The following is a 16,413-nucleotide window of genomic DNA, read 5'->3' on the forward strand; positions in this document are numbered from 1 at the left end:
TCAACGGGCAAGCCCGTTCCTGCACAGGTCGCACAACCTTCAGGCGGACGCAGTCGTTGCAGGAGCGGGCTTGCCCGCGAAGAGGCCGGACAGAAACAAAAATATTTTCCATTTGCCACTGCAAGTTCCTGCAAGCCAGATCGTCGTAGTGAGACTGATCAGCAACCCATTCTCATTTACGACTTGTCAGGAAGCTCATTCGTGCCTCTGATGCTCAAGCCCTTGCACCGCCGTCGCGGTTCTTTTCACCATGCCTTGATGTCTTGCAGTGCCGTGGCCCTGTTGCTCGGCCCCCTGCACGCAGGGGCCGCGACAACTGCCGAACAGACCCAGATGCAAGCTCGCCAGGTCCAGCTCGACCTGCCAGCCCAGCCGCTGGACCAGGCGCTGACCACCTTCGCCGACCAGGCCGGCCTGCACCTGCTGTACACCACAGGCGATGTCGCCGGCCAGGTCAGCCCGGCGTTGCAGGGCAACTACAGTGTCGAGCAGGCCCTGCAGCAGTTGTTGGCCGGCAGCGGCATGAGCTGGCAGTTCAGCGAGGCTCGCACCGTCACCCTGCGCAAGGCCGAGGCCGCGCCGCAGGCGGTCAACCTCAAGCCGATCGAAGTCAGCGTAGCCTCGCGCACCAGCACCGCCATCAGCGAAATCCCCGGGACCGTCTGGGTGGTCGACCAGCAGCAATTGCGCGAGCAGATCGACAGCGGCGTCAGCCTGAAGGAAGCCATCGGCAAGCTGGTACCGGGCCTTGACCTGGCGCCGGAAGGGCGCACCAATTACGGCCAGAACATGCGTGGGCGCAACGTGCTGGTGATGATCGACGGGGTCAGCCAGAACAGCTCCCGCGGCCTGTCGCGCCAGTTCGACAGCATTTCGCCGTTCAACGTCGAGCGCGTCGAAGTGCTGTCTGGCGCCAGCGCCATCTACGGCGGTGGCGCCACTGGCGGCATCATCAACATCGTGACCAAAAAGGGTGAGCCTGGCCCGGCGCGCTTCGAAACCCAGTTGGGGGCCAGCAGCGGTTTCAACAACAGCGACGACCTGGCCACCCGCTTCGCCCAGTCGGTCAGCGGCGGCAACGAACGGGTCAATGCCCGGTTGGGCGTTTCCGGTGAGCAGAACGAAGCCTTCTACGATGGTGCTGGCGACCAGATCTTCATCGACAACACCCAGACCGACCTGCAGTACAACCGCACCATCGACGTACTCGGTACCTTGGGCCTGCAGCTGAACGACCAGCAGAGCCTCGACCTGTTGGCCCAGTACTACGACTCGGGCAACCACGGCAGCACGGGTATCTACTTCCCCAACCTGAACTACAACGCGCCATCCGACCTGGAAGACGCCGAGCTGCGCAGCGGTTATTCATCGGACCTGGAGCCGCGTACGCGGCGCTTGCTGCTCAACGCCAATTACCACCACACCGACGTGCTGGGCCAGGACTTCTACCTGCAGGCCTCGTACCGCAAGGAAGACGACAACTTCTACCCGTTCCCGTACTACAACCGTGCCACGCCCACCGGCTCGCGCGGGGTGTACTTTGCCGCCTCGCAGCAGAACTTCGAAGTCACCAGCCTCAAGGGCCTGTTTGCCAAACAGTGGGATACGCTGAAGCTGACCTACGGCGTTGACCTGGACCGCGAGCGCTTCAACGCCGAGCAGACCACCTTCAACGCCCAGACCTCGTCCGAGTCGGGTGGCCTGGAGCTGGAAAAAGACAGCAAGGCCGCACGCTACCCCAGCTACCGGGTGGATGGTGTGTCGGTGTATGCCCAGCTGGACTGGCATGCCACCGACAACCTGACATTGTCCGGTGGTGCCCGGCGCCAGCAGATGGACGTGGATGTCAGCGACTTCAAGGGCGTGCCAGGTGGCAGTAACGACTATCAGGTCAACCTGTTCAACGTCGGTGCCATCTACGACTTCAAGAACGGCCACCAGGTGTGGAGCAACTATGGCGAAGGCTTCGACCTGCCTGACCCGGCCAAGTACTACGGCAAGCCGGGCCTGAGCGTGGCCGATAACCCGTTGGCCGGTATCAAGAGCCGCCAGGTGGAAGTGGGCTGGCGCTATGCCGACCTGGATTGGGATGCACAGGCAGCGCTGTACTACATCTGGTCGGACAAGATCATCAACGTCGATTCGCAAACGCTGACCATCGACGTGGAAGAGCAGAAAAGCCGCGACTTTGGCTTTGAAGGTGCACTGACCCGGCACTTCCAGACCGGCTGGGAAACCGGCGGCACATTGCACATGACACGCTCCGAGGAAGAGGCCGAGGATGGCGGCTGGATCAAGCGCGATGCCCGTTATGCCTCGTTGTCCAAGGCCACCGCGTTCGTCGGCTGGAAAGGCGATGGCCGCAGTGCACGGTTGCAGGCCAACCATGCCTTCAGCCTGAAGGACGATGCCGATCACGAGATTGACGGTTACACCACCTTTGACCTGCTGGGCAGCCAAGACACCGGTTTCGGCACCGTCAGTGCCGGTATCCAGAACGTGCTGGACAAACAGTACAGCACGGTCTGGGGACAGCGTGCGACGTTGTTCTATTCGCCGACCTACGGGCCGGCGTATCTGTATGACTACCAGGGGCGCGGGCGGACCTACACTCTGACCTGGAGCATGGCTTACTGATTGTGGTTGCCTGAACCGGCCCTTTCGCGGGTGAACCCGCTCCTACACGACGGTGCCTGTGCCCAGCCACCGACGGGTGTCCACCACCGATCCGGTGTAGGCGCGGGTTTACCCGCGAAGGGGCCGGTTCAGGCAAACGCCGCCAGCAAATCCTGCGCAAATACATGGGCTGCCTCGCCAACCCCCTGTGCCCGATGCCGGGCCAAGGTGAACGGCACCCCAAAATCAAGCTCAGGGTCCAGCGCCCATAACAGCCCCTCGGTCTCCCAGGCCTGTGCACAGTGGCATGGCAAGTAGCCAATATGCCGCCCAGACAGAATGAACGTCAGCACGCTTTCGATCTGCTCCGCCACTGCCGTGCTGCGTCTGCTTTGGAACGGCTCGCCCCCTTTGAGAAAACGGTACGGATGGCGCACCTGGTCCATGTCCAGCAACCGCTCAAGTCCCACATCCGTTTCCCCATACAGCACATGCCCCTTGCCGCAATACAGCCGCTGGCGCTCCGCGAACAAGGGCTGGTAATCAAAGGCCGCCTGGTTGCCGGAAAAATAGCTGATGGCATAGTCCAACCGCTGCTCCAGCAACAGCCGTTCCAGCTCCGCCGGCGGTGCACTGACAAGCTCCAGTTGCACCGATTCTTCTCGCCTGCGAAATGCCGCAATGGCCGCCGCCAGTTTCAGGCTCACCGCCTTGTCCTGATTTTCCGCCATGCCTATGCGCACAGTTCCCAGCAGCCGCCCGGCAACGCCGTTGGCCTGCTGGCGAAACTGCTCAATGTTCAGCAGTAGCCCATGCGCCGCGTCCAATAGCAATTCACCTTTTTCCGTCAGGCGAAAACCACCCTTGCCGCGGCTGCACAGGCGGTAACCCACGCGTGCCTCCAGTTGCGCCATGCGCTGGCTGATGGTGGGCTGGCTCAGGCCCAGCACGCCTTGAGCGGCGCTGAAGCCACCCGCCTCGACTACAGTGACGAACAGCCGCAGCAGGTGCAGGTCGGGGTCGTGCACTTGTCCGAGCATTACATTGCTCCTGATGAATGTCAGCTTTGCAAACTTGCCATTGGTGCAATGTAACCCGGCTGGCATGCTCGCGGCATCCACCCATTTACCGAGGTGTCCGCCATGCGTCGATCGTTGTGCCTTTTGTCTCTGGTTCTGGCCCTGCCGCTGCAGGCCGAAGAAAAGGTCGTCAATCTCTACAGCTGGGCCGATTACGTCGCCCCGCAAACCCTGCAGCGCTTCGAACAGGAAACGGGCTACAAGGTGCGTTACGACACCTTTGACACCCCCGAGGTGCTGGAAACCAAGCTGTTGACCGGTGGTAGTGGCTACGACGTGGTGGTGCCGTCATCCACCGTGCTGGCCCGGGCGCTCAAGGCCAATGCCCTGCAACCGCTGGATGCTCAGGCCATGCCTGGCTATGGCAACCTCGACAAGGACCTGCTGGGCAAACTGGCCGAGGTTGACCCCGGCAACCGCCACGCGGTGCCGTACACCTGGGGCACGCTGGGCCTGGGGGTAAATGTGGAGGCCGTACGCCAGCGCCTTGGCGATGTACCGCTGGACAGCCTCGACCTGTTGTTCAAGCCCGAGTACGCCACCCGCCTGAAGGGTTGCGGCATCGCTTTGCCTGACTCGCCCCAGGAGGTGATCGGCGTAGCCCTGAACTACCTGGGCAAGGACCCTTACAGCCAGAACAAGGATGACCTGGCTGCCGCGCAGAACCTGCTCAGCCAGTTGCAGCCGTCGGTCAGCTACGTTGCCAACGGCCGGCAGATCAACGACCTGGCCAATGGCAGCGTGTGCCTGGCGTTGACCTACAACGGTGATGCCGCGATGGCTGCCGACCAGGCCCGCCGTGCCGGCAAGCCGTTCGAGGTGATCTACCGCATCCCCCGCGAAGGCACGCTGGTATGGCAGGACAACCTGGTCATCCCCAAGGACGCCCCGCACCCCGAGGCCGCACGGGCGTTCATCGCCTTCATGCTCAAGCCAGAGTCGGTGGCAGCGCTGACCAACACGCTGTTCTTCGCCAATGCCAACCAGGCTGCCACGCCGCTGGTGGACGAAGCGGTGCGCAACGACCCGGATATCTATCCGTCGGCCGAGGTGCGTCAGCGCCTGTATGCCGACCGCAGCATGGCCTTGGCCGACCTGCGCCAACGCAACCGTCTGTGGACCGCCTTCCGCAGCCGGCAGTAGCCCATGACAATCAAGGAGCCCGACCGTGGACCAAGCCGCAAGCAATGACCAGGCCATGACCCGCGACAGCCTGTATGGTACCGCCGCAGAAAGCACCTACGCCGGTGTTGTCAGTTTTTCCCGCCGCCGCTACAGCCGCGACTTGCGCGGTGTGGATGTGGTGGTCAGCGGGGTGCCGTTCGATACGGCCACCAGTAACCGCCCCGGCGCGCGCTTCGGCCCGCGGGCGATCCGTGCTGCCTCGGTCCAGCAGGCCTGGGCCCGCCACTGGCCGTGGGCGTTCGACCCGTTCGACCACCTGGCGGTGATCGACTATGGCGACTGCCCCTTCGACAGCGGCACGCCGCAGTCGGTACCGGACAGCATCGAGGCTCATGCCGAGCACATTCTGCAGGCGGGTTGCGCCATGCTGACCCTTGGTGGCGACCATTTCATCAGCTACCCGCTGCTCAAGGCTCACGCCCGCCGCCATGGCCCGCTGGCGCTGATCCATTTCGATGCGCACAGTGACACCTGGCCGGACGAGGCGGGTAAGCGCATCGACCACGGCACCATGTTCTGGCATGCCGCCCGCGAAGGCCTGGTTGACCCGGCCCACTCGGTGCAGATTGGCCTGCGCACGACCAATGACGACAGCCAGGGCTTTGCCATTCTCGACGCCAGGCAGGTGCACCGCCAGGGCACAGAGGCGGTGATTGCAGCGATTCGCCAGCGGGTGGGCGAGCGGCCGGTGTACCTGACCTTCGACATCGACTGCCTCGACCCGGCCTACGCGCCCGGTACCGGAACCCCGGTGTGTGGCGGGCTGAGCACGGTGCAGGCGCTGGAGATTCTGGGTGGGCTGCGTGGCATCAACCTGGTAGGCATGGACTTGGTGGAAGTGGCGCCAGCCTATGACCATGCCGATATCACCGCATTGGCCGGGGCGACCCTGGCCATGGAGATGCTGTGCCTGTATGCGGCGCGGCACAAGGTGGATAACGGCCAGTAGAAGGTTGCGGCCATGGGAGGGCGAAGCAGCCCTCCGCGGCCCATACTGAAACATCAGGAATCAACTCCACCCGCATTCACACTTTTGCCGCGAACCCCTCGCGCCTTAGGCTATCAAACCCACCAGGCGCGGCATTTTCGTACAGGAGGTGAAGCATGACCCCGACATTGCCCATCCTGGCCCTCGGCCTGGCCTTGTGCCTGCCCACGCACGCGGCTGCGCAGCAGCCCGTGCAACGTGCTGCCGGCAACAACAACCCTTACAACAGCCCGATCCAGCGGGCCAATCCCAACAGCCGTCAAGGCAGCATGCCGGCTGCGCCACCGGTACGTGGCCCGTCCACCGACCCGTACCAGCGCCCACCCACCCTGGACAATCGCGGCATCGGCAATGGCGACAACCTGCGCCGTCAGCAGCAAACCCCGAACCTGGAACCCACCCGGCCACCGCGCGACAACCCTCGTGCGCCTTAAGCCCACTTGAAAGGAATCCGGCATGCTTCGAGCACCCTGGCTAGTCACCCTGACCGCCGCCGCGCTACTGCCACTGTGGGCGCATGCCGCGGCCGAACAGCGGTTTCCCAGCGAAGAAGGCACCTTGATCGTCGACACGCTTGCCGATGGCCTGCGCAACCCCTGGGCCCTGGCCTTCCTGCCTGGTGGCAAGGACATGCTGGTGACCGAGCGCGCCGGCAACCTGCGGCTGGTCAATGCCGAAGGCAAGGTCGGCCCGCCGATCAGCGGTGTACCCAAAGTCTGGGCCGAAGGCCAGGGCGGCTTGCTGGATGTGGCACTGTCACCGGAGTTCGGCAAGGACCGCACCGTTTACCTGTCCTACGCCGAGGAGGGCAGTGACGGCAAGGCCGGTACTGCGGTCGGCCGCGGGCAGCTGTCCGAGGACCGCGCCCGGCTGGAGCATTTCACCGTGATCTTCCGCCAGCAGCCCAAGCTGTCGGTGGGTAACCATTTCGGCTCGCGGCTGGTGTTCGACCGCAACGGCTACCTGTTCATCGCCCTGGGCGAGAACAATCAACGCCCCACTGCTCAGGACCTGGACAAGTTGCAAGGCAAGGTCGTGCGTGTTCTGCCGGACGGCGAAGTGCCCAAAGACAACCCCTTCGTCGGCAAGGACAACGTGCGTCCGGAGATCTGGTCGTACGGCCACCGTAATCAGCAAGGCGCCGCGCTCAACCCCTGGACCGGCCAGTTGTGGACCCACGAACACGGCCCGCGTGGCGGGGATGAAATCAACATTCCAAAGCCTGGCAAGAACTATGGTTGGCCGATTGCGACCCACGGCATCAACTACTCGCTGCTGCCCATCCCCGAGGCCAAGGGCGAGCATGTGGACGGGATGGTCGACCCGCACCATGTATGGGAAAAGTCACCGGGTATCAGCGGTATGGCGTTCTACGACAGCCCAACGTTCAAGGCCTGGGACCACAATCTGTTCATAGGGGCGCTGGCCACGCAGGAATTGATCCGCTTGCAACTGGAGGGCGACAAGGTGGTGCACGAAGAGCGGTTGCTCGGTGACCTGAAGGCGCGTATCCGTGATTTGCGGGTGGGGCCAGATGGTTACCTGTATGTACTGACCGATGACAAGGACGGCGCGCTACTCAAGGTCGGCCTGGCCGACTGACGCGCCACTGCACCGAGGGTGACAGTCGGGTAGAATGCGGCCATGGCCCTCGATCCCCAAACCCTCTACCAGCAAGCCCTGAGCACTCGGGGCTACGTCGCTGACCCCGCCCAGGCCCGCGTCGTCGAGGCCTTGCAAGCCTGCTTCCAGTCCCTTGAGCAGGGCCGCCCCACCCAGGGCCTCTACCTCTGGGGCCCGGTCGGGCGCGGCAAGACCTGGCTGATGGACCAGTTCCACCATTGTCTGCGCATACCGAGCCGGCGCCAGCACTTTCACCACTTCATGGCCTGGGTGCATCAACGCCTGTTTCAGCTCAACGGCACTGCCGACCCGCTATTGGCCCTGGCGGCGGAGCTGGCGCGGCAAATCCGTGTGCTGTGCTTCGATGAACTGTTCGTCAACGACATCGGTGATGCGATCATCCTCGGCCGCTTGTTCCAGGTATTGTTCGATCAGGGCGTGGTGATTGTTGCCACTTCCAACCAGCCTCCCGAGCAGCTCTACCGCGATGGTTTCAACCGCGAGCGGTTCCTGCCGGCCATCGCCGCCATTGGTCGTCACATGCAGGTCCTGCCGGTAGCGGGCGAGCAGGATCACCGCCTGCACCCCGGTGAAGCGCGGCAGCGCTATTGGGTAGCCGAGGCAGGGCAGGCCAGCCCGTTGGCCGAGGTGTTTCGCCAGCTCAGCCCGGAAGATGCCGGCACAGATCAGCCCTTGGTTATTGGCTCAAGGCACATTCACGTCGTGCGGCGCAGTGAGCAGGCTATCTGGTGTCGTTTCACCGATCTGTGCGATCAACCCTTGGCGGCCATGGAGTTCATGGCCTTGTGCGACCGTTTTCCCTCGATTCTGGTATCCGGCATTCCGGCGCTGGGCGGGGAGCAGCGGGCGGGGCGTATTGCCCGTGGCACCGAAGATGGCGCGGCGAGGGTAGTGGCGGGCGACCGTGAACTGCCTGCGCTGTCGCCCAAGGACGATGCGGTTCGCCGCTTCATTGCCCTGGTCGACGAATGCTATGACCGTCGGGTGGCGTTGTACCTGGAGGCACAGGTGCCGCTCGATGCCCTCTACACTCAAGGGTATCTGGCGTTCCCGTACCAGCGCACCCTGAGCCGGCTACGGGAGATGCAACTGCAACGCTTCGCCTGAAAAGGAGCCGACCATGCAGCCGTTATCGCATCATCTGCTGACCCAGGCCTATAACAATGGCTGGGCCAACCACCGCCTGTACAAGGCCTGCCTGCAACTGACCCAGGACGAGTTCGTCGCCCCGCGTTGCAGCTTCTTCCCGTCGATCAAGGCCACCCTCAACCACTTGCTGACGGTGGATTGGTTTTACCTGCATATGCTCGAGTGCGAGCAGCGCGGCGAGCAGCCCGATGCCGACGGCGAACGCTTTTTCGACCCGGAGCAGCCGTTTGCCACCTGTACCGATCTGCATGCCGAGCAGGCCCAGGCTGACCACCGTTTGATCGCCTACTGCCGGGGGCTGAGTGATGGCGACCTTGGCCGCTATGTGAGCGTCGTACGGCCCGATCGGGTGCAGCGCGAGCAGCGGCTGCGGTTGCTGGCGCATCTGTTCGAACATCAGGTGCATCACCGTGGGCAGGTGCACGCAATGCTCAGTGATACAGCGGTCAGACCACCACAGCTGGATGAGTTTTTCTGCGAAGAAGAGGCTGAGTTGCGGGCAAACGACTTTGCCGAGCTGGGCTGGACAGAAGCGCAGGTCTGGAACGTGTAAAGGAACCCTGTGGCAGCAGCGGGCGTGCGCAAAATCCCAAAGCCTGCGTGCTCCCACAGGGGCCAATCATTGGCTCACTTGCCCAGCCATTCGACCAGGGTGCGATTGAACCGCACCGGTTCCTCGATTTGCGGCGCGTGCCCCATGCCTTCGAACGTGATCAGCTCACCTTTGGGTATCAGCTTGGCCACCTGCGGCCCCAACTCTGCATAGTTGCCCAGCTTGGCCTTTACCTCCGGCGGCGCGATATCGCTGCCGATGGCCGTGGTGTCCTGGTCGCCTATCAGCAGCAGGGTCGGCATCTGCAGGTGCTTGAACTCGTGGTACACCGGCTGGGTAAAGATCATGTCGTAGATCAGTGCCGAGTTCCACGCCACCGCTTCATGCCCTGGCCCTTTGTTCAAGCCCACCAGCATCTGCACCCAGCGTTCATATTCAGGCTTCCAGCGCCCGGCGTAATAGGTCTTGCGCTCATATGCACGTACGCCTTCGGCATCCAGCTTGAGTTCGCGGGCATACCACTGGTCCACGGTGCGGTAGGGCACCCCCAGCGCTTTCCAGTCTTCCAGGCCGATCGGGTTGACCATTGCCAGGCGTTCCACCTGCTGTGGGTACATCAGCGCATAGCGGGTGGCCAGCATGCCGCCGGTGGAGTGGCCGAGCACAATGGTTTGCTTCACACCCAGCTGTTCGAGCAGGGCATGGGTGTTGTCGGCCAGTTGCTGAAAGCTGTACTGGTAATGCGCCGGTTTGCTTGACGTACAGAAGCCGACCTGGTCGGGCACGATGACCCGGTAGCCGGCCTTGCTCAAGGCGTCGATGGTGGTTTCCCAGGTGGCGGCGCAGAAGTTCTTGCCGTGCATCAGCACCACGTTGTGGCCGTTGGCCTGGCCCTGGGCGGGCACGTCCATGTAGCCCATCTGCAGGGCCTGGCCCTGGGACTTGAAGTTGAAATGCTTGAGGGGGTGCGGGTAGCTGAAGCCTTCAAGCTGGGGGCCGTAGGTAGGCGACTCGGCAGCGATGGCCGAACTGCTGGCAAGGCAGGCCAGGGCGAGGGCGGTTGCGCGCAGCATGGGGGAACTCCGTGTAGGGCCAGGTTGAATGGGGCGACTGTAACAGGCAGTGGACCACGCGAAACCTAAAAGGTGTTACCAGGCGTGAAACCAGCCCAGGGTGATCATGGCAAGCACGGCATAGCGGCCAGCCTTGGCCAGGATCACCAGCAACAGGAAGCGCCAGAACGGCTCACGCATGATCCCGGCGATCAGCGTAAGCGGGTCACCGATCACCGGCATCCAGCTGAGCAGCAGCGACCATTGCCCCCAGCGTTGGTAGCGCTGCTGCGCCCGCGCCAGCTGGGCAGCGCTGAAAGGGAACCAGCGTTTGTCGCGCAGGTGCTCGATGGCCCGGCCCAGCAGCCAGTTGACCACCGAGCCGAGCACGTTGCCCAGGGTGGCTACCAGCAGCAGGATCGCCCATGCCTCGGGCTGGCGCAGCAACAGACCGACCAGCACGGCCTCTGATTGCAGCGGCAGCAGGGTGGCGGCACCAAAGGCGCTGAGAAACAGCGCCCCCAGGCTGAGCATCAGTAGTTGGCGACCACGGTGTCCTGGCCATCCTGGGTCACCCCGATGACCTGGTAGGCATCCTTGTGGTCACCCATTTCCATGCCGGGCGAGCCCATGGGCATGCCCGGAACCGCCAGGCCCTTGAGGTCGTTGCGCTTGGCCAGCAGGCGCACCTGCTCGGCCGGCACGTGGCCTTCGACGAACTTGCCGTCGATCACCCCGGTATGGCACGACGCAAGGCGTGGTGCCACGCCGAGGCGTTGCTTGACGGCGCTCATGTTTGGCTCGACGTGGTCGTTGACGGTAAAACCGTTGTCACGCAGGTGGCTGATCCAGGCCTTGCAGCAGCCGCAGTTGGGGTCGCGGTAGACGTCGATGGTCTCGGCGGCCTGGGCCAGGCCGGTGACGGCCAGCAGGCTCAGGGTCAGCAGGTGTTTGCGCAGCATGGTGAAGCACTCCTTTAAAAACGCAGGCGGATACCGGCGACAAGGCGGGTCTGGCCCAGATCTTCGCCGTCTTCCAGGGCCTGGTTGGCGCGCGAGCCGTGCAGGCGGTTGAAACTGAGCCCGACGTAGGGGGCGAAGCCGCGCGTGATCTTGTCGCGCAGGCGCAGGCCCACCTCGCTGTCGGCCAGCCCCGCGCCTTGTTCGCGCCCGGCGTCGGTGCGCCCTTGGAGGTTGGCCTCCAGGGTCGGTTCCAGTATCCAGCGGTTGGTCAGCAGCATAGCGTAAGCGGCTTCCAGGCGCAGCGCGGTTTGTTGCCCCTGCCGGCGTGCTGGCGGCGCCCAGGCCTTTGGCAAACGTACGGCGCGAGGGGGGCGCAACATGGCGTGGCCTCATGCAGAAGCGCCACGATGTTCGCTGCCGCCGGCTGTCAGGTAGCTGATGTGCACATTACAGTGTTGTCAGCTTGCTGCTTCGTCGATGCGGAGGTCGCGCATCAGCAGGCCGTAGTCGAGGGCAACCTGTTCCGGGATCGGCAGATACACCACGTGACCATCGCCCGGTGCTACCTCGATGGCGTGCCGCTGGCGGTTGCACAGGCGGTGCAGATCGAAGTGGTAATTACCGCGCGGGGTCATCAGCTCCAGATGGTCGCCCACGGCAAAGCGGTTCTTCACCTTGACCTCGGCCAGGCCGTCGACGCGCACGCCGGTCAGCTCGCCAACGAATTGCTGGCGCTCGGACACCGAGTTGCCGCGCTGGTAGTTCTGGTACTCGTCGTGCACGTGGCGGCGCAGGAAACCTTCGGTGTAACCGCGTTGCGCCAGGGATTCGAGGTTGCCCATCAGGGCGCGGTCGAATGGTCGCCCGGCCACCGCGTCGTCGATCGCCTGGCGATAAGACTGTACCGCGCGGGCACAGTAGAAGTGCGATTTGGTGCGGCCTTCGATCTTCAGCGAATGCACGCCCATCAAGGCCAGGCGCTCGACGTGCTGAATGGCGCGCAGGTCCTTGGCGTTCATGATGTAGGTGCCGTGCTCATCCTCGAACGCCGGCATTTCAGTGCCGGGGCGGTTGCTTTCTTGCAGCAGGAACACTTGGTCGGTGGGCGCACCCAGGCCCAGGGTGGGCTGCACTTGGCGCACGATGTCACCGGTGGCGTTCTCGGTGGCCGGCGTGGCGTCGTACTTCCAGCGGCAGGCATTGGTGCAGGTTCCCTGGTTGGCGTCACGCTTGTTGAGGTAGCCCGACAGCAGGCAACGGCCGGAATAGGCCATGCACAGGGCGCCGTGCACGAACACTTCCAGTTCCATGCCCGGCACCTGCTGGCGGATTTCCTCGATTTCGTCCAGCGACAGCTCCCGCGACAGGATCACCCGGCTCAGGCCAAGTTGCTGCCAGAACTGTACGCTGGCCCAGTTGACGGTGTTGGCCTGCACCGACAGGTGCACCGGCATCTGTGGGAAGTGCTGGCGCACCAGCATGATCAGGCCGGGGTCGGACATGATCAGCGCGTCCGGCGCCATCTCGATCACGGGTGCCAGGTCCTTGAGGAAGGTCTTGAGCTTGGCATTGTGCGGGGCGATGTTGACCACCACGTAGAAGCGCTTGCCCAAGGCGTGCGCCTCCTCGATCCCCAGTGCCAGGTTGGCGTGATCGAACGCGTTGTTGCGCACCCGCAAGCTGTAACGCGGCTGGCCGGCGTAGACCGCATCGGCGCCGTAGGCAAACGCGTAGCGCATGGTCTTGAGGGTGCCGGCGGGGGCCAGCAGTTCGGGCTTGGCAGTAGGGTTCATGTGCGCACCAGGGCAAAAAGGCCGGGATGCTAGGGTCGATGGACAAGGCGCGTATTGATTTGCGTCAAGTGAGCGCGGCACTTTTGTCCAGGTGCGGTGCACTAATCACTCATAAGCCATTTGAGGAACTGCGATGAACGAAACCGCGCTACAGAACAAAGCCCTGGCAGTACTCTTGGCGTTGGTGACCATTGCCTTCTTCTGGATCCTTCTGCCGTATTACGGCGCAATCTTCTGGGCGGTGATTCTCGGCATTTTGTTCGCCCCGCTGCAGCGTCACTTGCTGATCCGCTGCGGTCGGCGGCGTAACCTTGCCGCGGCCACGTCTACGCTGGTGTGCCTGCTTGTGGCGATCCTGCCGGTGATCATCACCAGCGCCCTGCTGGTTCAAGAGGGCGCCACGCTGTACCAGCGCATCGAAAGCGGGCAACTGGACATCGCCGGTTACGTCGAGCGCGGCAAGGACATGCTCCCGGCATTCGCCCAGCGTGGCTTGGACAATATGGGCATGGGTAACCTCGACGGGTTGCGTGACAAGATCGCCAAGTGGGCAACCCAGGGTAGCCAGGTATTGGCCAGCCAGGCGTTCAGCTTTGGGCAGGGCACATTCGAGTTCCTGATCAGTTTTGGCATCATGATGTACTTGCTGTTCTTTTTCCTGCGTGATGGTCCGGAAGTCGCGCGCCGGGTGCGGATGGCCGTCCCGCTGCCCGAGCACCAGAAGCGTCGTTTGCAGTTGAAGTTCAATCGTGTGGTGAGGGCGACGGTGAAGGGCAACGTGCTGGTGGCCATTACCCAAGGTGCGTTGGGAGGCTTTATTTTCTGGGTGCTGGATATCCCGAGTGCGTTGGTGTGGGCGGTGCTGATGGCGTTTCTGTCGCTGCTGCCGGCGGTGGGCGCGGGCATCATCTGGGCGCCGGTGGCGGCGTATTTCCTGCTGACCGGGGCGATACTGCCAGGGGTGGTGCTTACCGCGTTCGGGGTGCTGGTGATCGGCCTGGTGGATAATGTGTTGCGGCCAATCCTGGTGGGCAAGGATACGCGCATGCCGGACTACCTGATCTTGGTGTCGACCCTTGGCGGGCTGGCGGTGTTCGGCCTGAACGGCTTCGTGATTGGCCCGTTGATCGCGGCGCTGTTCGTCTCCAGCTGGGCGATCTTTGCCGCGACCAAACCGCGGGTGCAATTGCCACAATAGCGTTCTTGCTCAGGTTTGTCGGCCGTAGGAGCGGGTTTACCCGCGAAAGGGCCGGGCCTGCTGGCCAATCTCCACCCGCCGTTCGCCGTTGCCGCCGCTACCGTATTCGCGGGTAAACCCGCGCCTACACCTGATCGAGGGTAGACACAGGTCGGTGATTGGGCGCGGCCTTGTGTCGCGCAAGGGCCGCTACCACAGCGAAACTGCAGGGGTCAGAAGCCTTGCGGCATCTCGCCCTTGGCCAGGCGCCGGTTGATATCGGCAATCACTTCGGGCAGGTCGTTGATGGTGTCGATCAGGTAGTGCGGGCGGGAGCCGGCAAACAGTGCGTGGATGCGCTGGCGCTCGCTTTCCAGTTTCTCGGCACTCAACGCCCGGAAGCCTTCCCAGGTCAGGCCCAAGGCATTGCCCGAGCAGACCAGCGCCACGGTCCACATGCCGGCACGGCGGCCTTCAAGAATGCCTGGCACGGTGTCGTCCACCTTCACGCAGGCTGCTACATCGTCAATCCCCAGCGCAATTACGTTGGCCAAGGCCTGGGCCGGCCATGGTCGGCCGTTCGGGGTTTCGTCGGTGGCCACGACATGGTCGGCTACGTAGCCGTTCTGCGCCGCCAGTTCCACCACCTTGTCCATCACCACTTTCGGGTAACCCGAGCACGAGCCGATCTTCAGGCCGTCCTGGCGTAGGCCGGTGAGGGTGTCCAGCGCACCGGGGATCAGTGCCGAGTGCACGGCGATCTTCTCGATCTGCAGCGGCATGAAGCGGTTGTAGATGGCGGTGACGTCATCATCGGTCGGGGTACGGCCGAACACCTTGCGGTAGCGCTCGGCAATTTCCGGTACGTCGCACAGGGTGCGGATATGGTCCCATTTGCCCATGCCCATCGGGCCTCGGGCTTCTTCGATGGACACCTGCACGTCGAACTCGGCAAAGGCCTCGACAAAGATCTGGGTGGGGGCGAATGAGCCGAAATCGACCACGGTGCCAGCCCAGTCGAGGATGGCGGCTTGCAGTTGGGTGGGGTTGTTGTAGTTCATGTGCGCTAATTCCTGAATTCGGGTGGGCAAAGCGTCAGATATCCAGCACTTCCATTTCCCGTAGCACGTCGGCCACGGCATTCACGGCGGCCTGCATGCCGTCCGCCCCGACCACGCCGATGCAGCCGACACGGAAGGTTTCGACCTGGGTCAACTTGCCCGGGTAGAGAATGAAACCCTTGGCCTTGACTCGCTCGTAGAAGTCCTTGAACTGGTAGCGGGCATCGGTGGGGGCGTGGAAGGTGACGATGATCGGCGCCTGGATCTCGGCGGGCAGGAAACTGCGCAGGCCGATGGCTGCCATGCCGTCGAGCAGCGTCTTGCAGTTGTCTGCGTAGCGCTGGTGGCGGGCCGGAAGGCCACCTTCCTCGTTGTATTGCTGCAGTGCTTCGTGCAGGGCCGCGACCACGTGGGTAGGCGGGGTGAAGCGCCATTGCCCGGTCTTGGCCATGTAGGCGTGCTGGTCGTACAGGTCCATGGCCAGCGAGTGGGCATTGCCTTCGGCGGCCGCCAGGGCGTTCTTTTCGGCGAAGACGAAGCCCATGCCGGGTACGCCTTCCAGGCACTTGCCGGAGGCTGCGATCAGCGCTTCGAAGGGGATTTCGCGGGCATCGATCGGCAGCGCACCGAACGAGCTCATGGCATCGATGATCAGGCGCTTGCCATGGTGTTTGATCACCTGGGCGATTTCGGGCAGCGGGTTCAGGATGCCGGTGCTGGTTTCACAGTGGATCAGCGCCACATGGGTGATGGCCGAGTCTTCGGCCAGCAGCCGGTCGACGTCGGCGGCTGTGGTCGGCTGGTCTTCGGCCGTTTCGAAGGTGCTGTAAGTGCGACCCAGCACTTTGCAGATCTTCGCCAGGCGCTGGCCGTACGCGCCGTTGATCAGTACCAGAACCTTGCCATCGCGTGGCACCAAGGTGCCGATGGCCGCTTCCACGGCGAAGGTGCCGCTGCCTTGCAGGGGCACGCAGTGGTGGCTGCTGGCGCCGTCGATGATGGCCAGCAGTTGCTCACAGACGCTGGCAGTCAATTGGTTGAAGTCACGGTCCCAGGAGCCCCAGTCCACCAGCATGGCTTGGCGGGTGCGGATTGATGTGGTCAGGGGACCTGGGGTCAGCAGAATCGGGGCGTTGCTCATTCCGTTATTCCTC

General features: G+C 63.4%; 15 protein-coding genes and 1 pseudogene. 8 read left to right on the forward strand and 8 right to left on the reverse strand.

The annotated features are described in order from the left end of the window. The first annotated feature begins 210 nt into the window (after positions 1-210). The gene (locus tag ACF8Q6_RS19405) at positions 211-2,637 is read left to right on the forward strand and encodes a TonB-dependent receptor (RefSeq protein ID WP_392494380.1); all 2,427 of its coding nucleotides are present in this window, start codon (positions 211-213) and stop codon (positions 2,635-2,637) included. Between the two features lie 128 nt (positions 2,638-2,765). Here the strand turns inward: ACF8Q6_RS19405 and ACF8Q6_RS19410 are convergent, their stop codons facing one another. Beyond that, complete coding sequence (locus tag ACF8Q6_RS19410; protein WP_392494381.1) at positions 2,766-3,656, reverse strand: LysR family transcriptional regulator; 891 nt, start codon at positions 3,654-3,656, stop codon at positions 2,766-2,768. 102 nt (positions 3,657-3,758) lie between these two features. Here ACF8Q6_RS19410 and ACF8Q6_RS19415 point away from each other — a divergent pair, with 102 nt between their 5' ends. From ACF8Q6_RS19415 to ACF8Q6_RS19440, 6 genes are all read left to right on the forward strand, one after another. Then, positions 3,759-4,838: an extracellular solute-binding protein gene (locus ACF8Q6_RS19415; RefSeq protein ID WP_012053120.1), complete on the forward strand. Its 1,080-nt coding sequence runs from the start codon at positions 3,759-3,761 to the stop codon at positions 4,836-4,838. Between the two features lie 25 nt (positions 4,839-4,863). Further along, a complete protein-coding gene (gene speB / locus ACF8Q6_RS19420; protein WP_004576768.1) occupies positions 4,864-5,829 on the forward strand; it encodes an agmatinase in 966 nt (321 codons plus the stop codon). Between the two features lie 155 nt (positions 5,830-5,984). Then, positions 5,985-6,302: a hypothetical protein gene (locus ACF8Q6_RS19425; RefSeq protein WP_012053118.1), complete on the forward strand. Its 318-nt coding sequence runs from the start codon at positions 5,985-5,987 to the stop codon at positions 6,300-6,302. A 22-nt stretch (positions 6,303-6,324) separates the two neighbouring features. Further along, positions 6,325-7,470: a PQQ-dependent sugar dehydrogenase gene (locus ACF8Q6_RS19430; protein WP_392494372.1), complete on the forward strand. Its 1,146-nt coding sequence runs from the start codon at positions 6,325-6,327 to the stop codon at positions 7,468-7,470. Between the two features lie 42 nt (positions 7,471-7,512). After that, positions 7,513-8,619, forward strand: a complete 1,107-nt coding sequence (gene zapE, locus ACF8Q6_RS19435; RefSeq protein ID WP_392494373.1) for a cell division protein ZapE — start codon at positions 7,513-7,515, stop codon at positions 8,617-8,619. 13 nt (positions 8,620-8,632) lie between these two features. Continuing rightward, entirely contained in the window at positions 8,633-9,214 is a 582-nt protein-coding gene (locus tag ACF8Q6_RS19440) for a DinB family protein (protein ID WP_392494375.1), read from the forward strand. 74 nt (positions 9,215-9,288) lie between these two features. Here ACF8Q6_RS19440 and ACF8Q6_RS19445 read toward each other — a convergent pair whose 3' ends face one another. From ACF8Q6_RS19445 to yegQ, 5 genes and pseudogenes are all read right to left on the reverse strand, one after another. Further along, positions 9,289-10,287, reverse strand: a complete 999-nt coding sequence (locus ACF8Q6_RS19445; protein WP_392494376.1) for an alpha/beta fold hydrolase — start codon at positions 10,285-10,287, stop codon at positions 9,289-9,291. Positions 10,288-10,362: 75 nt separating this feature from the next. Further along, positions 10,363-10,800 (reverse strand): YqaA family protein, encoded by a 438-nt coding sequence (locus tag ACF8Q6_RS19450; RefSeq protein WP_392494377.1) that lies wholly within the window; start codon positions 10,798-10,800, stop codon positions 10,363-10,365. Then, positions 10,800-11,228 carry a DUF411 domain-containing protein gene (locus tag ACF8Q6_RS19455; protein WP_003248913.1) on the reverse strand — a complete coding sequence of 143 codons (429 nt, stop codon included), beginning with the start codon at positions 11,226-11,228 and terminating at the stop codon, positions 10,800-10,802. Before ACF8Q6_RS19455 ends, ACF8Q6_RS19450 begins: the two co-directional genes overlap by 1 nt. A gap of 14 nt (positions 11,229-11,242) precedes the next feature. Beyond that, a pseudogene (locus ACF8Q6_RS19460) lies at positions 11,243-11,542 on the reverse strand (copper resistance protein B); the annotation flags it as partial. Between the two features lie 144 nt (positions 11,543-11,686). Then, positions 11,687-13,021, reverse strand: a complete 1,335-nt coding sequence (gene yegQ / locus ACF8Q6_RS19465) for a tRNA 5-hydroxyuridine modification protein YegQ (RefSeq protein ID WP_392494378.1) — start codon at positions 13,019-13,021, stop codon at positions 11,687-11,689. Positions 13,022-13,154: 133 nt separating this feature from the next. On the opposite strand from yegQ, the gene ACF8Q6_RS19470 reads away from it, so the two are divergent. Further along, a complete protein-coding gene (locus ACF8Q6_RS19470; protein ID WP_004576775.1) occupies positions 13,155-14,219 on the forward strand; it encodes an AI-2E family transporter in 1,065 nt (354 codons plus the stop codon). Between the two features lie 212 nt (positions 14,220-14,431). Here the strand turns inward: ACF8Q6_RS19470 and phnX are convergent, their stop codons facing one another. Together phnX and ACF8Q6_RS19480 are read right to left on the reverse strand one after the other, a co-directional pair. Then, positions 14,432-15,259 (reverse strand): phosphonoacetaldehyde hydrolase, encoded by an 828-nt coding sequence (gene phnX, locus ACF8Q6_RS19475; RefSeq protein ID WP_392490216.1) that lies wholly within the window; start codon positions 15,257-15,259, stop codon positions 14,432-14,434. A gap of 34 nt (positions 15,260-15,293) precedes the next feature. Next, the gene (locus tag ACF8Q6_RS19480; protein WP_392490217.1) at positions 15,294-16,400 is read right to left on the reverse strand and encodes a 2-aminoethylphosphonate--pyruvate transaminase; all 1,107 of its coding nucleotides are present in this window, start codon (positions 16,398-16,400) and stop codon (positions 15,294-15,296) included. Positions 16,401-16,413: the final 13 nt, after the last annotated feature.

This window comes from Pseudomonas sp. GLN_2 (assembly GCF_043106005.1).
Taxonomy (GTDB): domain Bacteria; phylum Pseudomonadota; class Gammaproteobacteria; order Pseudomonadales; family Pseudomonadaceae; genus Aquipseudomonas; species Aquipseudomonas alloputida.